Annotated in this window: 23 protein-coding genes, 1 pseudogene and 1 riboswitch; of the genes and pseudogenes, 5 read left to right on the top strand and 19 right to left on the bottom strand. The window is 72.0% G+C overall.

The window, feature by feature from the left end; translation table 11 throughout:
* Positions 1–76 precede the first annotated feature (76 nt).
* From ACGFI8_RS28745 to ACGFI8_RS28765, 5 genes are all read right to left on the bottom strand, one after another.
* Entirely contained in the window at positions 77–298 is a 222-nt protein-coding gene (locus ACGFI8_RS28745) for a type II toxin-antitoxin system VapB family antitoxin (RefSeq protein WP_392809567.1), read from the bottom strand.
* Positions 299–500: 202 nt separating this feature from the next.
* Complete coding sequence (locus ACGFI8_RS28750; protein ID WP_392809569.1) at positions 501–1,127, bottom strand: DUF2461 domain-containing protein; 627 nt, start codon at positions 1,125–1,127, stop codon at positions 501–503.
* Between the two features lie 10 nt (positions 1,128–1,137).
* Complete coding sequence (locus tag ACGFI8_RS28755; RefSeq protein ID WP_392809572.1) at positions 1,138–1,764, bottom strand: DJ-1/PfpI family protein; 627 nt, start codon at positions 1,762–1,764, stop codon at positions 1,138–1,140.
* 13 nt (positions 1,765–1,777) lie between these two features.
* Complete coding sequence (locus tag ACGFI8_RS28760) at positions 1,778–2,722, bottom strand: GlxA family transcriptional regulator (protein ID WP_392809573.1); 945 nt, start codon at positions 2,720–2,722, stop codon at positions 1,778–1,780.
* 391 nt (positions 2,723–3,113) lie between these two features.
* A complete protein-coding gene (locus ACGFI8_RS28765) occupies positions 3,114–3,818 on the bottom strand; it encodes a MerR family transcriptional regulator (protein WP_392809574.1) in 705 nt (234 codons plus the stop codon).
* A 1,072-nt stretch (positions 3,819–4,890) separates the two neighbouring features.
* Here ACGFI8_RS28765 and ACGFI8_RS28770 point away from each other — a divergent pair.
* Positions 4,891–5,127, top strand: a complete 237-nt coding sequence (locus ACGFI8_RS28770) for a hypothetical protein (RefSeq protein ID WP_392809575.1) — start codon at positions 4,891–4,893, stop codon at positions 5,125–5,127.
* A 574-nt stretch (positions 5,128–5,701) separates the two neighbouring features.
* Here the strand turns inward: ACGFI8_RS28770 and ACGFI8_RS28775 are convergent.
* From ACGFI8_RS28775 to ACGFI8_RS28810, 8 genes are all read right to left on the bottom strand, one after another.
* A complete protein-coding gene (locus ACGFI8_RS28775; RefSeq protein WP_350557117.1) occupies positions 5,702–6,166 on the bottom strand; it encodes a bifunctional nuclease family protein in 465 nt (154 codons plus the stop codon).
* Between the two features lie 131 nt (positions 6,167–6,297).
* Positions 6,298–6,945, bottom strand: coding sequence for a MerR family transcriptional regulator (locus ACGFI8_RS28780; RefSeq protein WP_392809577.1), 648 nt, complete (start codon positions 6,943–6,945; stop codon positions 6,298–6,300).
* A gap of 73 nt (positions 6,946–7,018) precedes the next feature.
* Positions 7,019–7,459 carry an FHA domain-containing protein gene (locus tag ACGFI8_RS28785; protein ID WP_350557121.1) on the bottom strand — a complete coding sequence of 147 codons (441 nt, stop codon included), beginning with the start codon at positions 7,457–7,459 and terminating at the stop codon, positions 7,019–7,021.
* A gap of 168 nt (positions 7,460–7,627) precedes the next feature.
* Positions 7,628–8,008 carry a glycine cleavage system protein GcvH gene (gene gcvH, locus ACGFI8_RS28790; protein WP_392809578.1) on the bottom strand — a complete coding sequence of 127 codons (381 nt, stop codon included), beginning with the start codon at positions 8,006–8,008 and terminating at the stop codon, positions 7,628–7,630.
* A 16-nt stretch (positions 8,009–8,024) separates the two neighbouring features.
* Positions 8,025–8,717: a DUF881 domain-containing protein gene (locus tag ACGFI8_RS28795; protein ID WP_392809579.1), complete on the bottom strand. Its 693-nt coding sequence runs from the start codon at positions 8,715–8,717 to the stop codon at positions 8,025–8,027.
* A gap of 19 nt (positions 8,718–8,736) precedes the next feature.
* Positions 8,737–9,069: a small basic family protein gene (locus ACGFI8_RS28800; RefSeq protein WP_392809581.1), complete on the bottom strand. Its 333-nt coding sequence runs from the start codon at positions 9,067–9,069 to the stop codon at positions 8,737–8,739.
* Entirely contained in the window at positions 9,066–9,902 is an 837-nt protein-coding gene (locus ACGFI8_RS28805; protein WP_392809583.1) for a DUF881 domain-containing protein, read from the bottom strand. The genes ACGFI8_RS28800 and ACGFI8_RS28805 overlap by 4 nt, the downstream gene beginning before the upstream one ends.
* 187 nt (positions 9,903–10,089) lie before the next feature.
* A complete protein-coding gene (locus ACGFI8_RS28810; protein WP_392809585.1) occupies positions 10,090–10,686 on the bottom strand; it encodes a CDP-alcohol phosphatidyltransferase family protein in 597 nt (198 codons plus the stop codon).
* A 73-nt stretch (positions 10,687–10,759) separates the two neighbouring features.
* Here ACGFI8_RS28810 and ACGFI8_RS28815 point away from each other — a divergent pair, with 73 nt between their 5' ends.
* On the top strand, positions 10,760–11,794 hold the full coding sequence (locus tag ACGFI8_RS28815) for a hypothetical protein (RefSeq protein ID WP_392809586.1): 1,035 nt from the start codon (positions 10,760–10,762) through the stop codon (positions 11,792–11,794).
* A gap of 13 nt (positions 11,795–11,807) precedes the next feature.
* Here the strand turns inward: ACGFI8_RS28815 and ACGFI8_RS28820 are convergent, their stop codons facing one another.
* The 3 genes and pseudogenes from ACGFI8_RS28820 to ACGFI8_RS28830 all read right to left on the bottom strand — a co-directional run.
* Entirely contained in the window at positions 11,808–12,632 is an 825-nt protein-coding gene (locus tag ACGFI8_RS28820) for a class I SAM-dependent methyltransferase (protein WP_392809589.1), read from the bottom strand.
* A 275-nt stretch (positions 12,633–12,907) separates the two neighbouring features.
* Positions 12,908–13,651, bottom strand: a complete 744-nt coding sequence (locus ACGFI8_RS28825) for a DNA polymerase beta superfamily protein (RefSeq protein WP_392809642.1) — start codon at positions 13,649–13,651, stop codon at positions 12,908–12,910.
* Between the two features lie 69 nt (positions 13,652–13,720).
* A pseudogene (locus ACGFI8_RS28830) lies at positions 13,721–14,374 on the bottom strand (DNA polymerase beta superfamily protein); the annotation flags it as partial.
* Between the two features lie 33 nt (positions 14,375–14,407).
* Positions 14,408–14,507: riboswitch (glycine riboswitch) on the top strand.
* A gap of 77 nt (positions 14,508–14,584) precedes the next feature.
* Here ACGFI8_RS28830 and gcvP point away from each other — a divergent pair.
* Positions 14,585–17,410 carry an aminomethyl-transferring glycine dehydrogenase gene (gene gcvP, locus ACGFI8_RS28835; RefSeq protein ID WP_392809591.1) on the top strand — a complete coding sequence of 942 codons (2,826 nt, stop codon included), beginning with the start codon at positions 14,585–14,587 and terminating at the stop codon, positions 17,408–17,410.
* A gap of 26 nt (positions 17,411–17,436) precedes the next feature.
* Here gcvP and ACGFI8_RS28840 read toward each other — a convergent pair whose 3' ends face one another.
* Positions 17,437–17,646: a DUF5999 family protein gene (locus tag ACGFI8_RS28840; RefSeq protein ID WP_392809593.1), complete on the bottom strand. Its 210-nt coding sequence runs from the start codon at positions 17,644–17,646 to the stop codon at positions 17,437–17,439.
* A gap of 132 nt (positions 17,647–17,778) precedes the next feature.
* Between ACGFI8_RS28840 and ACGFI8_RS28845 the strand changes: the two genes are divergently transcribed.
* The gene (locus ACGFI8_RS28845) at positions 17,779–18,975 is read left to right on the top strand and encodes a chorismate-binding protein (protein WP_392809595.1); all 1,197 of its coding nucleotides are present in this window, start codon (positions 17,779–17,781) and stop codon (positions 18,973–18,975) included.
* 3 nt (positions 18,976–18,978) lie between these two features.
* Here the strand turns inward: ACGFI8_RS28845 and ACGFI8_RS28850 are convergent, their stop codons facing one another.
* A complete protein-coding gene (locus ACGFI8_RS28850; protein WP_392809597.1) occupies positions 18,979–19,656 on the bottom strand; it encodes a hypothetical protein in 678 nt (225 codons plus the stop codon).
* Positions 19,657–19,776: 120 nt separating this feature from the next.
* On the opposite strand from ACGFI8_RS28850, the gene ACGFI8_RS28855 reads away from it, so the two are divergent.
* Positions 19,777–21,132, top strand: coding sequence for a nitrate/nitrite transporter (locus ACGFI8_RS28855; protein ID WP_392809598.1), 1,356 nt, complete (start codon positions 19,777–19,779; stop codon positions 21,130–21,132).
* Here the strand turns inward: ACGFI8_RS28855 and ACGFI8_RS28860 are convergent.
* Positions 21,118–23,175, bottom strand: a complete 2,058-nt coding sequence (locus ACGFI8_RS28860) for a prolyl oligopeptidase family protein (RefSeq protein ID WP_392809600.1) — start codon at positions 23,173–23,175, stop codon at positions 21,118–21,120. The two genes, ACGFI8_RS28855 and ACGFI8_RS28860, sit on opposite strands and share 15 nt — an antisense overlap.
* Between the last annotated feature and the right edge of the window lie 4 nt (positions 23,176–23,179).

Below are 23,179 nucleotides of genomic sequence, written 5' to 3' on the forward strand. Positions count from 1 at the left end.
ACGTCAGTCCAGCCGGCCCGCACGTCCGGGTCGCGCAGCAGTCGCCACAGGGCCGACGAGTCGGCCAGGTAGCGCATCACGCAGCGGGCGCCTTGCCGGCCGAGCGCATCTCCTGCCACGCCTCGTAGTCCCAGGCTTGAGCTGCGGCGGCGTAGTGATCGAGCGCGGCCATGCGGCGATGCCGAGCTGCATACTCCCGCAACGCAAGGTTTACCGTCTCCTTCTTGCTCCGCGCGCCAGACAGTCGCATCGCCTCGGCCAGCGCGTCATCGTCAAGATCAATTTGAGTAACCGTCATCGTGACTCCTGTGGGCGATGTGCATCAGGCCGATACGTTTCCACCATGGCAGGCGCTGCGGCACTCGTTGCCGGCCCGAGCGAACCCACCGCCGCTGATCATGGACCTACGCCGGCCCTGACCCCCCGCCGTCCGCTTGTTCATCGGCACCACCCCCGTTCCTGCCCCACACGTTAGAACGGGGGTACGACAAAAAATCGCGCTACGGCTGGGCGGCGTGCGTGGCCAGCCAGTCCTGCAGCGGGCGGCAGCCGCGGAGGAACTCCTCCACGTGGGTGCGGGCCTTCGCCGTGCCCAGCCAGGGCTTCAGCGGGAACTGGTGCCACGCGATCAGGCCCTTGTGCCGCAGCAGTCCGGCCCGCGGGTGCTCCTTGTCGAAGCCGCGCGGTACCGACTTGAGCTGCTCGTGCGACGTGACCGACCAGCCGCGCGCCTCCAGGTCGGCGACGATGACGGCCAGCCGCTCGCCGGTGAGGTCGTCGGCGACGGACTGGCGGTAGCGGGCGAGGCGGGCCGAGTCCATCATGTACGCGCCGGCGCCCGCGGCCAGGCCCTGCGCGGTCAGCTGGATGTACCCGCCGCGCTCGAACGACGCCGCGCACGACGTCTTGTAGGGGGACTTGTCGGCGCTGAAGCGCACGTCACGATACGGACGGAAGATCTTCGCCGGCCCGAACTCGGCCTCGAGCTCGGCGAGTAGCTCCGCCATCGGGCCGCGCACCTGGTCCTCGTAGATCGCCTTGTGCGCGGTCCAGTACGTCTTCGAATTGTCCGCCTCGAGCCCGTCGTAGAACTCGAGCGCCTCGACCGGCCAGCCGTGGAACGTCACGAACAGGAGCTTACGACGACACCACGAGGTGGCGGTTGGCGCGCACGAAGCCGACCACCTCGGCCGGGGCCGTCGCTGGGGAGCCGGACGCGAACGGCGGCCGCGGGTTGTACTCGATCGCCAGCTGGATCACCTGCGCGACCTCAGACCCGGCGATCAGCCCCGCGAGCGTGAGCGCCAGGTCGATGCCGGCCGACACGCCGGCCGCGGTCGCGTATCGGCCGTCGACGACCACCCGCTCGGGCGATGGCACCGCCCCGAACTCGCGCAGCCGCTCGGCGACCAGCCAGTGCGAGGTCGCCGGGCGCCCGCGCAGCAGCCCGGCGGCCGCGAGGATCAGCGAGCCGGTGCACACCGACGTCATCCACGTCGCGCCGGCATCGACGGAGCGTAGCCACTCGTGCAGCGCAGCGTCGGCGATCTGGGCGGCGACGTCGGGTCCGCCGGGAACGACGACGACGTCGGGTGCGGAAACGCTGGAGAAATCGGATGTCGCGCCGAGCGTGAGGGTGCCCGTGTCCGTCGTTACCGGGCCCGGCGTCGAGGCGACGAAGACGATCGATGCGCCTGGCAGTCGGGACAGTACCTCGTACGGCCCTACGATGTCGAGGGCGGTCATTCCGCGGTACAGCACCATGGCAATTTGCACTTTAGAATCGCTCCCGATAGTCGGCCGGGCCGACGCCCAGCTCCCGAACGAACGCGCGGCGCATCGCCTCCGGCGTTCCGTATCCGCACGCGCGGGCGATCTCCTCCACGCCCGAGCGCCTCTCCTCCAGCAGCCGGCGCGCGGCCTCGAGGCGCACCCGGTCGACGTAGCGCCCGGGCGGCGTGCCCACCTCGGCCGCGAACGCCCGGCTGAACTGCCGCGGCGACAGGTTGGCCCGCTTCGCCAGGGCGGGCACGGACAGGTCGGCGGCGGGGTGCTCGGCGGCGTACCGCTGGACCTCCCGCAGCGGATCCCGCGCGGCGACCTGCGCCGCCAGTTGCACGCTGAACTGCAGCTGCCCGCCCGGCCGGCGCAGGAACATCACCAGCTGCCGGGCGATGGCGAGCGCGACGTCGCGCCCGAGGTCGTCCTCAACCAGGGCGAGCGCCAGGTCGATGCCCGCGGTGACGCCCGCCGACGTCGACAGGTGGCCGTCGCGGACGAAGATCGGCTCCGGGTCGACGGCCACGTCCGGGAACCGCCGCGCCAGCGACGAGCAGTGGTCCCAGTGCGTGGTCGCGCGCCGCCCATCGAGCAGTCCGGCCTCGGCCAGGAGGAACGCCCCGGTGCACACCGACATCAGCCGCTTGGCGCCCGGCGCGCGCTCGCGCAGCCACGCGACCAGGCGCGGGTCGCCGATCTTCGTTCCCGCGCCGCCCGGCACGATGATCAGATCCACCGCCCCGGCCGCCGCGAGGTCGACGTCGGGGAGCATCCGCAGGCCGCTCGAGCTGCGCACCGGGGCGCCCCCGATGCTTGCGATCCCGATGTCGTACCGCACCGGGCCCTCGGCGAGGTTGGCCGCCGCGAAGACCTCGAGCGGCCCCGTGACATCGAGGCTCTGCACTCCCTCGAAGATCACGATCAACACCCGCTGAGCTGCCATGCCTTCGATCCTGGCCGCCGCCCGGCGCGTCAGCAACGCCGCGCACCCCACCTTTCGTGCCACGGCGGCGGCGATTCTTGTCGTACCCCTGTTCTAGTGTGTCCGGCAGAACCGAGGAGGTGATCCAGTGATCTGCAGGATGCTCGGCGTCGTGCTGGCGCCGCTGCTGACCGCGCTCTCGCCACGCGGCCGCGGGTCACGGGTCGCGTCGTGCCTCGCCGACGTCGGTGTCGTCCGGCTCGTGGCTCCTGCCCCGCACTGGACGGCCGTCACGCTCGTCGGTGGGGCCGGGCCGCCGGTCCGGGCGTCACGATGGAGCCGGGCGCGCACGGGTCAGCTCGCGCCGGCCGCGCCCTCCGTGCCCGACGTTGGGGTTCGGGTTCGGGTCGCGTCAGCCGGCTCGGCGGCGGGCCCGGCGCATGGCGAGCTCGTCGCCGGCGGCGAAGGCCTCGTCGGTGCTGGTGCCGGTGGCCGGGGGCGCGGGGAGTTCCTCGCCCGTGGTGGCGGCCTCGGCGGGCAGGTGCGACAGGGTGCCCTCGATCTCCTTGAACGCGCCGGAGATCGCGATGCCGAAGACGCCCTGGCCGCCCTGGAGGAGGTCGACGACCTCTTCGGGGGAGCGGCACTCGTAGACGGTGGTCCCGTCGGAGATGAGCGTGATCCCGGCGAGGTCACCGACGCCGCGGGAGCGCAGGGTGTCGATCGCCTTGCGGATGTTCTGGAGGGAGACACCGGCGTCGAGGAGGCGCTTGACGACCTTGAGCACGACGATGTCGCGGAACGAGTACAGGCGCTGGCTGCCGGAGCCGGTGGCGTCGCGCACGGAGGGGACGACGAGACCGGTGCGGGCCCAGTAGTCGAGCTGGCGGTAGCTGATGCCGGCGGCGTGGCAGGCGGTCGGGCCGCGGTAGCCGACGTCCTCGGCCTCGGCGATGCTCGTCCCCGCGGCGGACCCTGGCGCGCCGGTGCCGGCCGGGGCGCCCGCGCTGTGGGCCACCGCGCGGTTGCCCGCACCGATGCCCGCGTGGCCGGCGCTCGTGCCCGTGTTGCCCGCGCCGGGCATGCCGGCGGCGGTCATCGGCTTGTCGGAGGCCATGCGTGAACCCGTGTTCGAGGGCGTCACCTGGCCGTGCTCAGGGGCATGACCGGGTATCCCGGGATCGGGCGGCTGTTGCATTGCGACCCACCTCCAGCGTCAACACCCGCAACCCTATAGCGCACCTTGAGGGTCTGCGGGGAGGTAACGCCGCGACACGCCGCCGTGTCGGTGCACGAATCTTGCGCGCGTCAGCGGGCGGCGGGATTTCACCGCCGGCGGCGGGCCCCGACGGTGCGGTTGACCACGCTCGACGCTACCCGGCGATCCGCCTCGCGGCGCACGCGTTCCCGGAACTGACCCAGGTGAACCACGAGCCCGGAAGGGCGAGCCGCCTACCGACCCGCGAATCACACCAATGATCCCCCAGACGCCCGGCGCCACACGGCCACGGCCGCACAGCGCGTCCGGGTGCATGGTCGCACCGGTTTGGCCGCGGCCGCGCAGCTTGTCCAGGCGGCATGGCCGCACCGGCACGGCCACGGCCGCACCGAGGACGACAACGTTTGCGTCCGGGCGCCCGGCGGCACCGGCGCGGCCACGGCCGTGCCGAAGACGATGTTCGCGTCCGGGTGCCCGGCATCGGTGACCGACTGCGCCGCCTCGTTGATCTCGAACAGGCCTACGCTGCAGCGCCGCACTGCGCCCGCGGGCCGGGCCAGATCGCTTCACTGCGCCCGCGGGGCGGACCAGGTGGCGTCGCTGTGCCGGCGGGGCGGCGGGCGGGGCTGGGTCGCGTCACTGCGCTCCGCGTGGCGGGTCGAGTGCCGTCGCTGTGCCGGCGGGGCGGCGGGCGAGGCTGGGTCGCGTCACTGCGCTCCGCGTGGCGGGTCGAGTGGCGTCGCTGTGCCAGCGGGCAGGCGGACCGGGTGTGTCCGCTGAGCGGACGTGACCAAGGGCGGGTGCTGCGGTTGCGCGCGTGGAGGCGAGCCCTAGCTTAGGTCCGGCTGTCCCGAAACCCCTGCCACAACGGGCCAGCGCAAAGTTTCCGCGATCATGCAGCAGCCGCCGGGCGGACACCCAGTTCACCATGATCCACCGTTGCCGTGCCGACTATCCAGGATGGCCGAAAATGCCCTCCCCGTCCGACTTTCACCCCGCGGCCCTGGACTCGATCGCGGTCTTCTCCCGGACGGCGATCAAGCGCCGCGCCGCCCTGATCTACGACTGCACCCTGTCCGGCGAGACGTTCCGCCTGGCCGAGTTCCTGACGGTGAACGAGTCCGGCCTGATCACCGAGATCCGCCGGATGTACGACCTCGACGCCGCGGAGCGCCTGATGCCCGACCTGCTACTGGGGACTGTGTAAAAAATGGCTGCGATAGCAGCCATCTTTTACACGTGATCTTGCGCCAACCCGGACGGCCGGCACGGCAACGACGACTGCCCTCTCCCGTCCGCTTCGACCCCACCCCGCGGCCTATTTTCGACTCATCACGGCGTCCAAGGAGCAGCACCTTCACTCCGTCACTCCGCGATCATGGAAGCGCCGCACGTCTGGGTGAGGCGCGTGCCTCGGAGTGAGACGGGTGCTCGTTCGCTTGGGTGCAAGCCCACTGTCGGTGAGTGTCGCTCACTCTGAGTCGGCACTGCTGGCGACATAAAAGCCGCAAATCCGGCTTAATCGAACAATTGGACTCGGAATGGGAGGCCTCCGGGGGGCGGGATTGTCGGCCGGGCCGAGGGGTGGGGCGCTGGGCGCGCCGTACTGAGGACTGGGCTCCTGCGCGACCGTGCCTACCCCTGGCTCGCCAGAACCGCGAAACCCGGACCACGAACGCAACCGAACCGGTGAATGCCCTGCGCTGCTGAGGTGCGGATTGGCCGGAGCTGCCCGCCCGGGGTGGGTGTCGGGTGCCGGTCCTCCCTTGGTGGGAGGGCGGTCAGCCGGCGAAGTCCTCCGGGCGGACCTGCTCCAGGAACTCGCGGAACTTTTCGACCTCGTCCTCCTGCTCGTCCGGGATGACGATCGCGGCCTCGGTCAGGACCTGGTCGGCACAGCGGATCGGGGCGCCTACGCGCAGGGCCAGAGCGATCGAGTCGCTCGGGCGGGCCGAGACCCGGACGTTTTCGCCGATGACGAGCTCAGCGTAGAAGATGTTGTCGCGCATCTCCACGATCTCGACGGCGTGCAGCGGTGCCTTCAAGGCCGCCAGCATGTCGCGCATCAGGTCGTGGGTGAGCGGCCGGGCCGGCTTGACCCCCTGCTGCTCGTAGGCGATCGCGGTTGCCTCCACCGCGCCGATCCAGATCGGCAGGTAGCGGTCGCCGTCGACCTCCTTGAGCAACACGATGGGCTGATTGGTAGGCAGCTCCACGCGAACCCCGACCACATTCAGCTCTCGCACTGCCGCCGCCTCCGTGTCGACTTCCCTCTCCCTGCACGTTACACGGACTCCACCGCAGTCGTGCCACTCGCAAGGCCCGTGTGGCGTGCCGAGTGGTGAAGATCGCCCGCGGAAAACGGAGCGGAAATCGGTTATTTACCCAGGATTTCCCGTAGGCCCGTGCGGACCAGGGCGGCGTGCACGCGCTGGGTGAGTGCGGCGAGCTCGTGCACGGTGTCGGCCGCGCGGGCGCGGCCCGCAGGGCCGTTCTGCCTGGTCAGCGGGGTGATGAGCTGGCTGAACAGGCCGATCTCGCGGTCGGCGGCGGCCCGGTACGCGCGCAGGTGCCGCGGCTCGACCCCGAACTCCGCCAGGCGGGCCGCGGCGATGGCGACCTCCAGAGCGTCGGCGTCGTAGCCGCTGCCGAGGCGGGGCTTGAGCAGGCCGTGATCCTCCAGCGCCTTGAGTCCGGCGTCGGTCAGGCCGGTCTTGGTCAGCAGCTCGTCGCGGGTGAGCCGGACCTCGGCGGGGGCCTCCTGCGGTACCACCGCGGAAACCTCGGTCAGGGGCTCCCGCATCGTGGCCAGATGCTCGCGAATGACGCGAAGCGGGAGGTACTGGTCACGCTGGGCGGTCAGCACGTAGCGGAGCCGGGCGACGTCCGTCCAGGTGTACTTGCGGTACCCGGCCGGGGTGCGTCGTGGCTCGACGAGCCCCTCGGTCTCCAGGAACCGCAGCTTGGAGATGGTGACGTCCGGGAATTCGCCGCGCAGGTGCGCGAGCACCTCGCCGATACTCATGAGACGCTCGCCCCGGGTGAGTTCCTCACCCGGGGTAGCAGAGTTCCAGGCGGCCGCCGACGCCGTCATCGCCTCAGCTCTCGTCGGGGCGCGGTCCTGCCACGAATACGAGGCGGAACTTGCCGATCTGGACCTCGTCGCCGTTGCTGAGCGTAGCGGCCTCGACACGCTCGCGGTTGACGTACGTGCCGTTGAGGCTGCCGACGTCGCGCACCGTGAAGGTGCCGCCCTCGCGGTGGAACTCGGCGTGGCGGCGCGAGACCGTCACGTCGTCGAGGAAGATGTCACTGTCGGGGTGCCGACCGCTCGTCGTCACGTCATGGTCGAGCAGGAAGCGCGCGCCGGCGTTCGGGCCGCGGCGGACCGCGAGCAGTGCGGTGCCAGGCGGCAGCGAACCCGACATGCGCGTGGGGACCATGTCAGTGTCCGGCCCCTCGATGGCATCCTCAATGGCGCCAAGGTTGAGCGTGGACGTGACGTCGAGCGGGGGGAACTCGTCGTCTGGGCGCGTCATCGAACCACCTCACGGTCGTATGTCGGTGTCTACCGGCTGCATTCCACGATGCACACGAAGGATGCATCAGAATGCCAAGAACGCATACGGTTGACTGAGCGAGCCTAGTCACGCCCGAAATAACGGGTCAACCGGACGCGCGGCAAGGGACAGGCGGAATTCGGACGGTCAGCCGACGGTAAGTTCGCCGTAGGCCTTGGCGTCGAGCAGGGCGTCGACCGCGGCCGAGTCGGCAACCTTGAGCTCGACCAGCCAGCCCTCGCCGTACGGATCGGAGTTGATGAGCTCGGGTGCGCCCTCCAGCGCCGGGTTCACCGCGACGACCTCGCCGGAGACGGGCGCGTAGATCTCCGACACGCTCTTGGTCGACTCGACCTCGCCGAGCGCGTCGCCGGCCTGGTAGGCGGCGCCGACCTCGGGCAGTTGCACGAACACGATGTCGCCCAGGGAGTCCTGCGCGAAATGCGTGATGCCGACCTTGAACGTGGCCTCGCCGGCGGGGGCGAGCCACTCGTGTTCGGCGGTGTACCGCAGATCCTCGGGAATCACGTCGCGTCCTTCTTCGTCAGGCGGGCTTGGCGTACTGCAACGCACCGGCAGTGTGCAACGCGGTCACGTGCACCGGATCCGCTTCGCGCACGGAAACCGTACCGCCGTGCTGGCGAACACTGTCCACGACCCCTCCCGGGATGTTCAGCGCCGTCCGCATGGTGTCCGGACCTCCGATGACGGTGATCGTATATGGCGCGGCGAGCGTCGTCCCGTCGACCACGAGGCGGCCCCCTTCCGGGCCGTCCACGAAGTACGTCGAAGCGACGATGCGCACCGCCGACCCGCCCGCCCCGGCGATCTGCATCGCCTCGGCGCCGGCGCCGCGCAGCTCCTCGATGGCGTCGAGGACCGTTTCGGACTTTATAGCGTCGGTACCCTGCATGAGGTCGATCTGCAGCCCCGGCCCCTCGGCCGGCAGGGTGCCCGCGAGGATCCCCAGCTCGTCGGCGCGCTTGCGGGCGTCGGCGAGCGCGGCGTCGCGGCCCTGCGCGCCCGAGTCGAGCTGCCGCTGCGTGTCCTCGAGGTCGCTGATCTCGCCGCGCAGCCGCTCCTGCTGGGCGTCGAGGTCGGAGAGGATCCGCACGAGGTCCTCCGGCCGGGCGGAGGACAGCTCGGCGTCGGACCCGCCCGCGTTGAACTGCACCGCCACGGCGAAGCCGAGCAGCGCGACCAGGACGGCGATGACGAGGTTGGCCGGCTTCTTCACGGCTGGGCACTCCGCACGGTCAGGCCCGGAAGAGGTGACGCCGGATCGCCGCCACGTTGCCGAAGATCCGCACGCCGAGCACGACCACCACCCCGGTGGAGAGCTGCCCGCCGACCCCGAGCTTGTCGCCGAGGTACACGATCAGCGCCGCCACCAGCACGTTGGACACGAACGACACGACGAACTGCTTGTCGTCGAAGATGCCGTCGAGCTTGGCCCGGACCCCGCCGAACACCGCGTCGAGCGCCGCGACCACGGCGATCGGCAGGTACGGCGCCAGCCCCAGCGGCACGGTCGGCTCGAGGAAGATTCCGGCCGCAACCCCGATGGCCAGGGCGATCACGGCGATCATCGCGTTGGACCTCCAGAGGGAGAGGGCGAGGGAGTTCTGGCGTACCGCAGCGGCGGCTCGGCGGCCGCGGCGAGGGTCAGCTTCGTGCGCTTCTTCACGCTGAACTGCATCCGGTACTCGTCGACGTACCGCTTGAAGCGCTTCGCGGTGACGGACCGGCCGAAGGTGTCGGCGATGTCCGGCGGCCCGATCGCGGTGACCTCGTAGGGGCTGGTGACCGGCCGGAAGTCGACCAGGATCACGCCGCCGGCGGTCCGGATCGTGCTCGTCGCCGTCAGGCGCTGCCCGTTCACCGCCACCGCCTCGGCGCCGTTCTGCCACAGCCCGTTGGTGATGTCCTGCAGATCGCGGTCGAGCACCAGGCCGAGGTTCTCGTCGGCGGTACGGCCGGTCACCGGGTCGACCTGCGCCGGCGCGTCGACGACGCGCACCGCGACCCCGTCGCCGGTGACCTTGCTCGTGCCGGTCCCGGCCGCGAGGTTGCGCAACCGCGACGCGTTGTCGCCGTCGGCGAGCGCGGCGTCGCGGGCCTGGTCGACCTGGGCGCGCAGCTCGGCGGCGCGCCGCTGCAGGTCGTCGGCGGTGCGCTGGCGCGAGCGGACGTCGGCGACCAGGTCGTCGCGGGCCTTCGTGGTGCTTGGCGCGGCGGCGACCACCTGGTGGTAGGCGACGGCGAACAGGAAGCCGATGGCGAGCGTCGCCGCGGCCGTCAGCCAGCGCCCGGACGGTGGCGGTGCCGCGCCACCGCGACGGGCCGCCGCGGCGGCGTACCCGGGGTCGAGCGGGTTGCGGAACAGCTCGCCGAGCAGATCGTCGCGGCGCGGCGAGGTCACGCGCCCTCCTCGCTTCGCTCGTCGGTTGCGTGACCTGAAGGCTGAGCCAGCCGGTGCCCGGCCCCTCCGCCCAGTCTGGCTCGATGAGGCTTCGCGAGGATCGACCCAGACCAGGCGCCGCCCAGTCTGGCTCGATGAGGCTTCGCGAGGATCGACCCAGACCAGGCGCCGCTTCGCTCCGGGCCGGTCACGGAACCCCGGCGGCCGTGGCGCGTCCGGCGCGCACGTGGATGGCCGCCTGGATGAAGTAGAAGACGGCGGCGACCCAGTACAGCACGATGCCCCACCACAGCAGGGCCCAGCCGCTGGGCTGCGCCCACGGCCGCGCCGCCTCGCTGAAGTGCGCCAGCAGCATCATCGGGAAGCCCATGAGCAGGATCGCGGTGGCGGTCTTGCCCACGTAGTGCACCGGCGGCGGCCCGTGGCCGAGGATCCGCAGCACGACCAGGCACAGCACCATCACGGCCTCGCGGGCGAGCAGCGCGATCGTGAACCACCACGGCACGACGTGCTCGAACGTCAGCGCGAACAGCGTGGCCAGGATGTACAGCCGGTCGGCGAGCGGGTCGAGCAGCTCGCCCAGCCGGCTGACCTGCTTGAGCCGCCGCGCGGCGAACCCGTCCACCCAGTCGCTCAGCCCGCCGACGGCGAGCACGGCGACCGCCCAGCCCGTCGCGTCGGTGGCGAGGAACAGGTACAGGAACAATGGCACGCCGAGCAGGCGCATGAAGCTGATGAGGTTCGGGACGGTGAGCACCGGCCCGAGACCCTGCCGGTCTGCCACGCCGGGAATGCTAACAGTCCACACGGGTGACCCCGTGCAGGCGCGGCGGGCCGGGGCGGTAGCGTCCGGCGGCATGAGGCGGACCGCTGCCGTTGTAGCCGTTTTGGTACTGCAGGGATGCTCGCCTTCCGCGCCGAAGCCGCCGGCCACAACGCCTTCGGCGGACGCCTCCGCGCTCCCGGCGGCCCAGGGTGCCCTCGGCGCGGCCCCGTCGGGCTCGGCCTCGCCAACCGCCGCCGCACCGTGCACCGTCTTCCCGGCCGACAACGTCTGGCACGCCGATGTCTCCAAGCTGCCGGTCCACCGCGACTCCGCCGCCTGGGTGGCCAGCATCGGCGCGGCGGCGCACGCCCACCCCGACTTCGGCGCCGGCCTGATCGACGGCGCCCCGTTCGGCATCCCGGTCACCGCCGTCCCCACCGGCCAGGCGAAGGTCAAGGTCACGTTCTCCTACGCCGGCGAGAGCGACCCCGGCCCGTACCCGATCCCGCGCAACGCCCGCATCGAGGGCGGCGCCGCCGCCGGCGGCGACCGGCACGTGATCCTGCAGGACAGCGCGGCGTGCAAGGCGTACGAGCTGTTCGACGCCCACCCCAACCCCGACGGCTCGTGGCGGGCCGGCTCCGGCGCCGTCTACGACCTGCGCGGCAACGCCCTGCGCAAGGCCGGCTGGACGTCGGCGGACGCGGCCGGCCTGCCGATCCTGCCGGGCCTGCCGCGCGCCGACGAGGCCGCCGCGGGCCGGATCGACCACGCCATCCGGTTCACCGCGCCGAAGACCCGCAAGTCGTACGTCTGGCCGGCCCGCCACGCCGCCTCCGACGCCACCGATGCGAGCCTGCCGCCGATGGGCGCGCGGTTCCGCCTCAAGGCGTCGGTGGACATCTCGAAGTACCCGCCGCAGGCGCGCGCGGTCGCCCAGGCCCTGAAGACGTACGGCGCGATCCTGGCCGACAACGGTTCGCCCTGGTACTTCTCGGGGACGCAGGACGACCGGTGGAGCAACAACCAGCTCGACGCCCTCAAGGCCCTGAAGGGCTCCGACTTCGAGGCCGTCGACGCGTCCCTGCTGATGATCGACCCCAACTCGGCCCGCTGCCGCCCGTGACGCTCGGGCGACGCTACCTGAGCAGGGCGAGCGTGAAGTCGCCCGCCTGCGGGTGATAGCCGTGGTCGATGACCCACCGGTCGGTCAGCGCGGCGGCGAAGCGGGCCGCCACGGCCGGGTCCACGTAGAGCTCGTCCGGGGCCTTGGCGGCCTCGGGGCGCTGGGCGCTGAGGAAGTTCACGGCCACCGCCCGCCGGGAAATGTCGTACATGTGTTCTAAGATAGTGAGGTAGTAGAGGGGGTCTTCCGGGTCGGCGAACTGGAAGATGCCGCTCGCGAAGACGTAGTCGTAGCGGCCCTCGGGGGCGTGGCCCTGAGCCAGCAGGGCGACGTTCGGGGCGCCGCGGGACGTGGCCAGCTCGACCATGCGCGGGTCGAGGTCCACGCCGGTGTAGTCGACGGGGAGGTTCATGGAGCGGTTCACGGAGCGCAGGTGGAAGTAGAGGTCGGCGGGGCCGCAGCCCCAGTCGAGGACTGAGCCGCCGCGGTAGGCGGCCGCGCGCAGCAGGGCCTCGAAGCGCACGCGCTGCAGCTCGGCGCTGCCCCAGCCCGCGATGTTCCACGTCGGGCCGTCCAGTCCGGCGTGGAACGCGGTAATGGCGTCCGCGCGGGACCCGGCCGGCGCGGCGACGGCCGGCGTGGGGGTGTGCGGCCCGGGGGCGTACTGGGGCGGGCGGTCGTCCATGCCGCTGGTGCTGTTCGCGTCGTCGGTCCCGTTCGTGGCTTCAGCGCCGATGGTGCTGTCGGTGCCGTTTGCGTCGCCGATTCCGTTCGTGCCGTCTGCGTCGTTACTGCCGTTGGTTTCGCCGGTGCCGTTCGTGCTGTCGGTTGCGCTCAAACTGCCGCCTCCGTCCAGGCTCGGGCGAGGATCTCGTCGACCGTCTCGGCGCCTGGCCGATCCGCGGGGTCCGGTGCCGCAGGGCGTCGTCCAGGGCCTCCACGGTCCAGTCGGTGTAGGCGGTCTTCGCGCGGGCTGACTCGCGGGCGTCGGCGCCGAGCCGGCCACCCGCGGCACCCGCACCGACGGGGCCCCGGCCATCGCCGCCCCCGCCGCGTTCCTGCACGCGAACGACCGTATCCGGGCGCCGGCGGGTGCGGCGATGCGGGGGCGTGTCAGCGGCGCAGGCGGGTGCGGATGACGAGGTCGTTGAGGGCCGGGCCGGCGGACGGGGTGGCCGGGAGCTTCGAGGCGTCGCGGGCGGCCTCCAGCTCGGCGGTCAGGCGCGCCACGTCGGCGGCCAGGGTCTCCGGGTCCACCAGGTCCGGCGGCAGCGCGTGGTGCTCGCCGGCCCGCTTGGCCTCGATCAGGCCGGGGACGTACGGGAGGGTGTTGAGCACCCGTAGGTCCGCCTCCACCTCGCCGGTGCGCATCAGGTGGAGGCCGGTGTGCAGCACGCGCAGGGTGTAGAGGGCCGGCTTCAGCTCGCCGGTCTTGAGGTACAGCTGCCACTGGCCCGCGGCGAAGCCCAGGTAGTGGCGGGCGTGCTCGGGGGTCAGGCAATGCGGCGCGAGCGCCCTGAGCTCCTCGTGCAGCGGGGAGGTGCGCACGAGCAGGGGCGAGAGCAACTGCTCCAGGACGTACCCGTTGGGTTTGAGCAGCAGGCGGACGAACTTGGCGAGCTCCTGGCTGACCACGTCCAGCTCCATGCCCTCGCGGACGCCGCCCGACTCGACCGTCTGCGGGCCCGTCGTCAGGCCCACCACCTCGTCGAGGGGCAGGACGTGGCAGGCGCGCAGGTCGAGGTCCGAGTCGACGGACGCGAAGCCGTACAGGTGGGCGCCGCTCACCGTGGCGAAGACGAGCGGGTAGGGGTGTTCGTCGGCCACGTCGCCCGCCCACGGCGGCACGTCGTCCATGTCGTCAAGGACCGGCAGCGGCGGCGGGGCGGGCACGTGCGGTACCGATGCTGGTACCGATGCACGGGCCCGCAGCTCCACCAGGAACTCCTCGACCGCCGGGCGGTCCGGCTCCTCCGGCAGGGTGGAGGCGGACTCCGCGCGCCGCAGCTCGGCGGACAGCGAGGCGGCCAGGGCCTCGAACTCCTCCCAGGTGAGCTCGCCGCGGCGGATGGCGAGCAGCTCGTCGCGGACGGCGGAGACGTCGACCAGGACCTCGCCGGTGCGCAGCACGTGGGCCCCGGCGCGCAGCAGGCGGGCCATGTGCATCGCCTGCTTCCAGCGCACCTCGCCGGTCTTCGCGCGGGCCGCGGTGAGCTTGGCCAGCTGGTCGCGGGCGTAGTCGCCGTAGGTGCGGGCGGCCCGGCGCGACAGGAACGCCGGGCGCAGGTCGAGCAGGGCCCGGCCGGCGTCGGTGACCCGCTCGACAAGCGGGGAGGACAGGCACTCCCAGACCGTCGGGTTGGCGGCCAGCGCGAGCGTGCAGACGCGCTCGACCTCCCACGAGAACTGCTCCGGCAGCGGGCCCTCGATGTGCGCTGGCGGTTTGTCCAGGCGCCAGAACAGCGGGGTCGGCGCCTGGAAGACGCCGCGGCGGTCGGTGTCGGAGTCCGGTCCGTCGAGGCCGTAGGCGCGGGAGCCGACGACGGCGGAGTAGATCGTGTGCGACGCCACGATGGTCAGGTCCTGCACAGGAGGTAGGGTAGGCGGGCCGGCAATACCCGCGCGGGAGAGACCACCGTTGACCAACGGACGGCGGCGCCGAAGGGGCAACTCCTCCCCGGAACCTCTCAGGCAAAAGGACCGCGACGGGTTGGCACCTCTGGAGTCTGCGACAGAGGGGGAGGAGCGCATCGCATCGCCCCTGTCCCGCGAGACCCAGAGAGTGTGGCTATGACGAGTTTCGCCGCGCGGCACATCGGCCCCTCCGCCGACGACCAGGCCCGCATGCTCAAGGCCGTCGGATACGAGTCGGTCGAGGATCTCATGACCGCCGCGATCCCCGGCTCGATCCGCTGGCACAAGCCGCTCGAGCTGCCGCCGGCGGCGTCGGAGGCGCAGGTGCTCGCGGAGCTGCGCGCGCTCGCCTCGGCCAACCGGCCGCTCGTGTCGATGATCGGCCTGGGCTACCACGGCACGCACACGCCGCCGGTGATCGTGCGCAACGTGCTCGAGGACCCGTCGTGGTACACGGCGTACACGCCGTACCAGCCGGAGATCAGCCAGGGGCGGCTCGAGGCGCTGCTGAACTTCCAGACGGTCGTGGCCGACCTGACCGGGCTGCCGGTCGCCGGGGCGTCGCTGCTGGACGAGGCCACCGCCGCGGCCGAGGCGATGACCCTCGCCCGCCGTTCGTCCAGGGTCAAGTCCGAGGTGTACGTCGTGGACGCCGACGTGCTGCCGCAGACCCTCGCCGTGATCCGGACCCGGGCCGAGCCGATCGGCATCGAGGTGCGCGTCCTCGACCTCGCGGTGCAGGAGCTGCCGGCCGAGTTCTTCGGGCTGCACCTGCAGTATCCGGGCGCCTCCGGGGCGGTCCGCGACCACGAGGCCCTCGTCGCGCGGGCCCACGAGCGGGGCGCGATCGTCACCGTCGCCGCCGACCTGCTGGCGCTGTGCGTGCTGCGCGAGCCCGGCGCGATCGGCGCCGACGTCGCCGTCGGCAGCGCCCAGCGCTTCGGTGTGCCGATGGGCTTCGGCGGCCCGCACGCCGGGTACATCTCGGTCCGCCAGGGCCTGGAGCGCACGCTGCCCGGCCGGCTCGTCGGCGTGTCGAAGGACGCCGGCGGCGCGTCCGCCTACCGGCTTGCGCTGCAGACGCGCGAGCAGCACATCCGCCGGGAGAAGGCGACCAGCAACATCTGCACCGCGCAGGTGCTGCTCGCGGTGACCGCGAGCATGTACGCGGTGTACCACGGCCCGGACGGGCTGCGCGCCATCGCCGCCCGCACCCACGACATGGCCGTCCGGCTCGCCGCGGGCCTGCGCGCCGGCGGGGTCGCCACCGAGCACCTCGCGTTCTTCGACACCGTCACCGCCGTCGTGCCGGGCCAGGCCGGGCCGGTCGTCGAGGCCGCCGCCGCGCGGGGGATCAACCTGCGCCTCGTCGATGCCGACCGGGTCGCCATCGCCTGCGACGAGACCACCACGTTCGACCACCTGCGCGACGTGCTCGCCGCGTTCGGGCTGTCCCACGCGGACGTGACCGAGCTGGACAACGCCGACGCGGTGCCGGCCGGGCTGCGCCGCGCGTCGGCGTACCTGACCCACCCGGTGTTCTCCAGCCACCGGTCGGAGACGGCGATGCTGCGATACCTGCGCAAGCTCTCCGACAAGGACTACGCGCTCGACCGGGGCATGATCCCGCTGGGGTCGTGCACGATGAAGCTCAACGCGACGACCGAGATGGAGCCGATCACCTGGCCCGAGTTCGCCGACGTGCACCCGTTCGCGCCGGCGTCGCAGACCCAGGGGTACCGCCGGCTGATCGGCGACCTCGAGCGCTGGCTGGCCGAGGTGACCGGCTACGACGCCGTGAGCCTGCAGCCCAACGCCGGATCGCAGGGCGAGCTGGCCGGGCTGCTGGCGATCCGGGCCTACCACCTGGACCGCGGCGACACCGGGCGGGACGTGTGCCTGATCCCGTCCAGCGCACACGGCACCAACGCCGCCAGCGCCGTGATGGCCGGCATGCGGGTCGCCGTCGTCGCCTGCGACGAGCTCGGCAACGTCGACCTGGGCGACCTGGACAAGAAGATCGAGCAGCACCGCGAGCGGCTCGCCGCGATCATGGTGACGTACCCGTCGACGCACGGCGTGTACGAGACCGGCATCGCCGACCTGTGCGCGAAGGTGCACGAGGCCGGCGGGCAGGTCTACGTCGACGGTGCCAACCTCAACGCGCTGCTCGGCTACGCCAAGCCGGGCAAGTTCGGCGCCGACGTGTCGCACCTCAACCTGCACAAGACGTTCTGCATCCCGCACGGCGGCGGCGGCCCCGGTGTCGGGCCGGTGGCGGTGCGCTCGCACCTGGCGAAGTACCTGCCGTCGCACCCGTTTCTGGCGGCCGACGCGCCGGTCGGGCCGGTCTCGGCCGCGCCGTGGGGCTCCGCCGGGATCCTGCCGATCCCGTGGGCGTACCTGCGGCTGATGGGCCCGGAGGGGCTGAGCCGGGCGACGGCGACCGCGGTGCTGGCGGCCAACTACGTGGCGGCCCGGCTGCGCGAGCACTACCCGGTGCTCTACAGCGGCGCGGAGCACCTCGTCGCGCACGAGTGCATCCTGGACCTGCGCGGGATCACCAGGGCGAGCGGCGTGACCGTCGCCGACGTCGCGAAGCGGCTCATCGACTACGGCTTCCACGCCCCGACCATGTCGTTCCCGGTCGCCGGCACCCTCATGGTCGAGCCGACCGAGAGCGAGGACCTGGGCGAGCTGGACCGCTTCTGCGACGCGATGATCGCGATCAAGGGGGAGATCGACCGGGTCGCGGCGGGCGAGTGGCCCGCCGCGGACAACCCGCTCGTGAACGCGCCGCACACGGCGGCGGCGGTCACGGCCGACGAGTGGGAGCACGCATATCCGCGGTCGGTGGCGGCCTACCCCAGCGCGGCCGCGCGGGAGGCCAAGTACTGGCCGCCGGTGCGCAGGATCGACGACAGCTACGGCGACCGGAACCTGGTGTGCGCGTGCCCGCCCACCTCCGCGTACGAAGAGTGACGGGCTCGTGACTACGGAGCGTTACGCTACGCGGCGCTGACGAGTGTGTGAGGAGCCGGACCCCGGTGCGGCTCAATCACGCTGCAATCGGGCAGAAGCTCCCCGGTGTCCTCAAAGACGATCACGCCGTTGCAAAGGAGGCTCCACCCCTGTTCGGGGTGGCTCGCCGTGATCTTGGCGGCCTCTCGGTCGACGTCGGCGGCGGAGGGGCAGGATGGCTGGTGCTGGCAGAGCATCGGGGGTCTCCGATTGAGAGATTCAGTTAAGGCCTGTGTGGTTCTTCACATGACCAGTGATGCACGCTACTACGGCCAACGACACTATTCCGAACATGTGACGGCACAACTTGGGGATAATCCACCCTTCGTATGAGCACACTAGGGCCGGTTGTCGGGTATGAGCCCGGGATTGTGGATCTTCACTCTCCCGGGTTACCCGACGTGTGTCGTTCGCGCGTCTGGGAGCGCTCCCGGCTGGAATGGTACGCCCGGGACGGCGGCGATCCACTTCAATTGCTCACCGCTTTCGCGGAGTCACACGGAGTACCGGTCGGGGATTTAGCTTCGTCACGGAAAGTAATTGACGCCTCCGTTTGTGGGATCGCGGTGCTGCTGTCGCCACCCTCCGTGACACCCTCCCCGGCCGCCTCGGTGCCCGACCTCGTCGCGGTGGCCTACGCGCACGGCGACCTGGCCCCCTCTGTGCGGGACGGCTTCCCCGAAACCATGGCCGGAACGCGGCCCGGCACTGTCGGAAACTGGACACCGAGCTGGAGCCCCGCCGGGCACGCCGCCGCGGTCGAGGAGGTGCGGGCCGCGATCGCCCGCGGCGACGTGTACGTCGTGAACCTCGTCGGCCACGCCAGCGCCCCGTTCGGCGGCGACCCGGCACCGGCCCTCGCCCGCGTGGCGGCCCTGCCCGGCGCGCGGTATGGCGGCGTCCTGCGCGGCGAGCGCTGGTGGCTGGCGTCGGCCTCGCCGGAGACCCTCGTCGCGGTCTCGGGCGGCCGGGCGGTCACCCGCCCGATCAAGGGCACCCGCCCCGCCACCGCCGAGGGCCGCGCCGAGCTGCTCGCCTCGGTCAAGGAGCGGGCCGAGCACGTGATGATCGTCGACCTGGAGCGCAACGACCTCGGCCGGGTCGCCCGGGTCGGCTCGGTGCGCGTCGACGAGCTGTTCGCGATCCGCCGCTGGTCCGGGCTGTGGCAGGCCGAGTCGACGGTCAGCGCGCGGCTCGCCCCGGGGGTCGGCCTCGCGGAGCTGCTCGCCGCGGTCTGGCCCGGCGGCTCGGTGACCGGCGCGCCGAAGCTCGCCGCGATCGACGTGGCCGCGCGGCTGGAGCCGGTCGGCCGCGGGCCGAGCATGGGCGCGTGCGGCTGGATCGGCCACGACCGGGACGGGCGCGTCGCGGTCGACCTCGGGCTCACCATCCGTACCGTGGCCGTCGCCGACGGCCGCGTCCACCTCTGGGCCGGCGGCGGCATCGTGTGGGACAGCGACCCCGCCGCGGAGGTCGCCGAGGCGGCCGCGAAGACCGCACCCATCAAGGCGGCCCTGCGCGGCTAGGCCCTAATGGTCGCGGCGCAGAGACAGCTGGAAGGCGCGCCGGGAAGGTTCCGGCTCTTCGGTTGTCGACGATGCCCAGAACGACGCGAACAGCGTGCACGACAGCGGCGCCTCCGGCGCGGTGACCCGGTGCGCGGTCACGTGCGGGGAGTCCCAGTGCACCCGCGGCAGGTTCTGGCTCGGCCCGAAGCACGCGTCGAGCTCGGCCCGGGTCAGCGCCGGCTCGGCGAAGCGGATCTCCACCGACGCGAGCCCGGCCCGCTCGTTCATGAACAGCTGCAGCCATGCGGTGCCGGGCGGGCTGGGCTGCACGAAGAGCCGGCCGAAGTCGTCCTGTGTCGGCGCGGGCAGGCCCAGCAGGGCCGCGACCTCGGCCGCGTGTTCCGTGGTCACGCCGCAGATGCGCCGAGCCCACGTCCACAGCAGGTCGGTGGTCACCGGCCGTGCCACCAGGTCCAGCAGATGGCTCGGTACCGGCGGGCGGCGCCACGACACCGGCCAGTCGTCGAGGTCGGCGAGCTCCGCGCCGTCGACGATGAGCGTGTACAGCGGCTCGGCCGGGAAGTCGTTGACCCGCACGGTGAGCGTCTGGCCGTCGACCTCGGCGTGGTAGGGGAACTCGCCGTCGCCGGAGTGCTCCCAGGCGATGGGCCTGGCGGTCAGAGCGGTCAGATCGGTCATGACGGTCCTCAAAACGGCAAAGCAGACCCCGACAGCGTAGGCGGTGTCTGCAAACGCACAGTTGAGGGCCGTCACACTCGCCCCATCGCCAGGCTCCCGACCGATAGCGTCATCCTTGCTATGCGCCGCTACCTCATGTGGAGCGTCGGGCTCCTCGCGTACATCGTCGCCGTCTTCCACCGATCCTCCCTCGGCGTTGCCGGGGTCGCCGCCGCCGAACGCCTGGGCGTGGGCACCGCGCTGCTGTCGATGCTCTCCGTGGCGCAGCTGGCCGTGTACGCCGGCATGCAGATCCCGGTGGGCGTCCTGCTCGACCGCTTCGGCTCGCGCCGCCTGCTCGCGGCCGGCGGCCTGCTGATGCTCGCGGGCCAGCTGGTCTTCGCCTTCGCGGGCGACGTCGGCACGGCGATCGCCGCGCGCGTGCTCATCGGCGTCGGCGACGCGATGACGTTCATCAGCGTGCTGCGCATCGTGGCGCTGTGGTTCCCGCCGCGGCGCAACCCCCTGATGGTGCAGCTGACCGGCATGGTGGGGCAGCTGGGCGCGCTCTCCTCGGCGGTACCGCTCGTGCTCCTGCTGCGCCACGCCGGCTGGACGACCACGTTCCTGGCCTCGGCGGTCCTGGGCGCCGTGGCGGTGGTCCTGGTGGTGACGTCCCTGCGCGACCACCCGGAGCCCGCGAACCTGCCCGACGATCCATCTTCGCTTTCGGTGACAGCGATTCAACCCGATAAATCAGAAATCACCCCGATTTCAGATTTATCGGACATGTCGGGTATGCACGAGGATGCGGCTCGTGGGCGAGTCAAGCGTGACCTCGGGCTGCGCAACTCGTGGGCGCACCCCGGCACACGGCTGGGGCTGTGGACGCATTTCGTGACCCAGTTCTCCGGCACGGTGTTCGCGCTGCTGTGGGGCTATCCGTTCCTGACCCAGGGCGAGGGCCTCGCCCCGGACACCGCCGCGCTGCTGCTGTCCCTGCTCACCATCGGCGGCCTGCTGATGGGGCCGCTGATCGGGCATTTCTGCGGGCGCCTGCCGTACCACCGCTCGAACCTCGTCCTCGGCATCGTCGGCGCGTCGGCGCTGGCCTGGACCGCGGTGCTGCTGTGGCCCGGCCGCGCCCCGCTGTGGCTGCTCGTCGTGCTCGTGCTCGTGCTGACGGTCAACGGCCCCGGCTCGATGATCGGCTTCGACTACGCGCGGTCGTTCAACCCGGCCGACCGCATCGGCGGCGCGACCGGGATCGTGAACGTGGGCGGCTTCGTGGCGTCGATCGTGCTCATCGTCGCCGTCGGGGTGCTGCTCGACCTGCAGACCGCGCCGGGCGCCGACCACCCGTCGCTCGCCGCGTTCCGGTGGGCGTTCGCGGTGCAGTACCCGCTGTGGGGCTTCGGCGCGGTCCAGGTGTACCGCTACCGCCGCACCACCCGCCGCCGCGTCGCCGCCGAGGACCTCACGCTAGCGGTCGCCTGAAGCGGCACCCAGCGTCCGCCACAGGAACTCGAAGGCCAGCGCCCACTTGTAGGCCAGCTGGGCGTTGTCCGCGGCGCCGCCGTGGCCGCCCTCGATGTTCTCGTAGTACGTGACGTCCTTGCCGCGCTCGCGCAGCAGCGCCACCATCTTGCGGGCGTGGCCGGGGTGCACCCGGTCGTCGCGGGTCGAGGTGGTGATGAGCGTCGGCGGGTACGGCACGCCGTCGCGCACGTTCTGGTACGGCGAGAACAGCGACAGGTACGCCCAGTCGTCCGGGTCGTCGGGGTCGCCGTACTCGGCCATCCACGACGCGCCGGCCAGCAGCAGGTGGTACCGCCTCATGTCCAGCAGCGGCACCGCGCAGACGATCGCGCCGAACAGCTCCGGGTAGCGGGTCAGCATGACGCCCATGAGCAGGCCGCCGTTGGAGCCGCCCTCGATGCCCAGCCGGTCGCGGGTGGTGATGCCGCGCTCGACGAGGTCCGCGGCGACGGCGGCGAAGTCCTCGTAGGCGCGCGGCCGGTTCTCCCGCAGCGCCGAGCGGTGCCACGCCGGGCCGTACTCGCCGCCGCCGCGGATGTTGGCCACCACGTAGGTCCCGCCGCGGGCGAGCCAGCCGCGGCCGATGATCGAGTTGTACGCCGGGACGCGCGAGACCTCGAAGCCGCCGTACCCGGACAGCAGCGTCGGGCCGGGGCCCGCGTCGGGGCGGCCCACGACGAAGTACGGCACCTGGGTGCCGTCCGCGGACGTGGCGAAGAACTGCCGGGTCTCGATGCCCTCGGCGGGGAACTGCGCCGGGCCCTGCTTGAGGATCGTCGGCGCGCCGCCGCCGAGCGCGCCGTGGCGCAGCGTCGGCGGGAGCGTGAAGCCGCTGGACAGCAGCAGGTACTGCTCGTCGGCGTCGGCGTTGGTGTCCCACACGTCGGTCTGGCCGAGCTCGCTGCCCAGGACGGTCTTGTGCCACTCGCCGCCGGAGTACGACAACAGCTCCAGGCGGGACCGCACATCGCAGAGCAGCACGAGGATCAGACCGGTGCGGGTCCAGTCGGCGTAGCTCAGCGACGTGTGCGGGTCGGGGGTGAACAGCACGGTGAGGTCGCGCGAGCCGGCCAGGTAGTCCTCCAGCCGGACGATGAGCAGCGTGCCGGCCGGGTGGGTCGCGTCGCCGACGCGCCAGTCGGTGCGGACCCGCACGAGCAGCCACTCGCGGTGCACATCGACGCCGGCGTCGTGCGGCACGTCGAGCTCGGTGAGCTCGGTCAACGCCGCGCCGGTGAGCAGGTACCGGCGGGCGTGGAAGAAGTCGGTCGACTGCCGGATGACCGCGCGGCGGCCGTCGGCGGACGGGTCGGTCGAGGCCCGCACCGACACGTCGTCGGCGCTGCCCTCGAACACGACCGGCGCGTCGGCGAGCGCGGTCCCGCGCCGCCAGACCCGCACCTGCCTCGGGTAGCCGGAGGAGGTCATCGACCCGGGGCCGGTGTCGGTACCGACGAAGATGCGATCGGCGTCGATCCAGCTGACGTCGCTCTTCGCCTCGGGCAGTGCGAAGCCGTCCGCGACGAACTCCAGCGCGTCGAGGTCGAACTCGCGCACCACGGCCGCGTCGGCACCCCCGCGCGACAGCGAGACCAGGCAGCGGCGCTCGCCGCCGAGAGGGCCGGTGCGCAGGAAGGTCACGCCCTGCCACACCCAGTTCTCGCCCTCGGCGGCGGCCAGCGCGTCGAGGTCGAGCACGGTCTGCCAGGCCGGCTCGTCGCGGCGGTAGTCCTCCAGGGTGGTGCGCCGCCACAGCCCGCGCGGGTGGCCGGCGTCCTTCCACAGGTTGTAGACGCGCTCGCCGTGCCACGCGACCATCGGGATGCGGTCGTCGGCGTCGAGGACGGCCCGGATGCCCTCGTACATCTCGGTGAAGCGATCATTGTCGGTCAGCGCCGCGACCGTCTCCGCGTTGCGCTCGCGGACCCAGGACAGCGGCCGCTCGCCCTCGACGTCCTCCAGCCACAGGTATGCATCGTCCCGAGTGATCGTTTCCGCCATCCGA

This window comes from Dactylosporangium sp. NPDC048998 (assembly GCF_043197855.1).
GTDB lineage: Bacteria > Actinomycetota > Actinomycetes > Mycobacteriales > Micromonosporaceae > Dactylosporangium.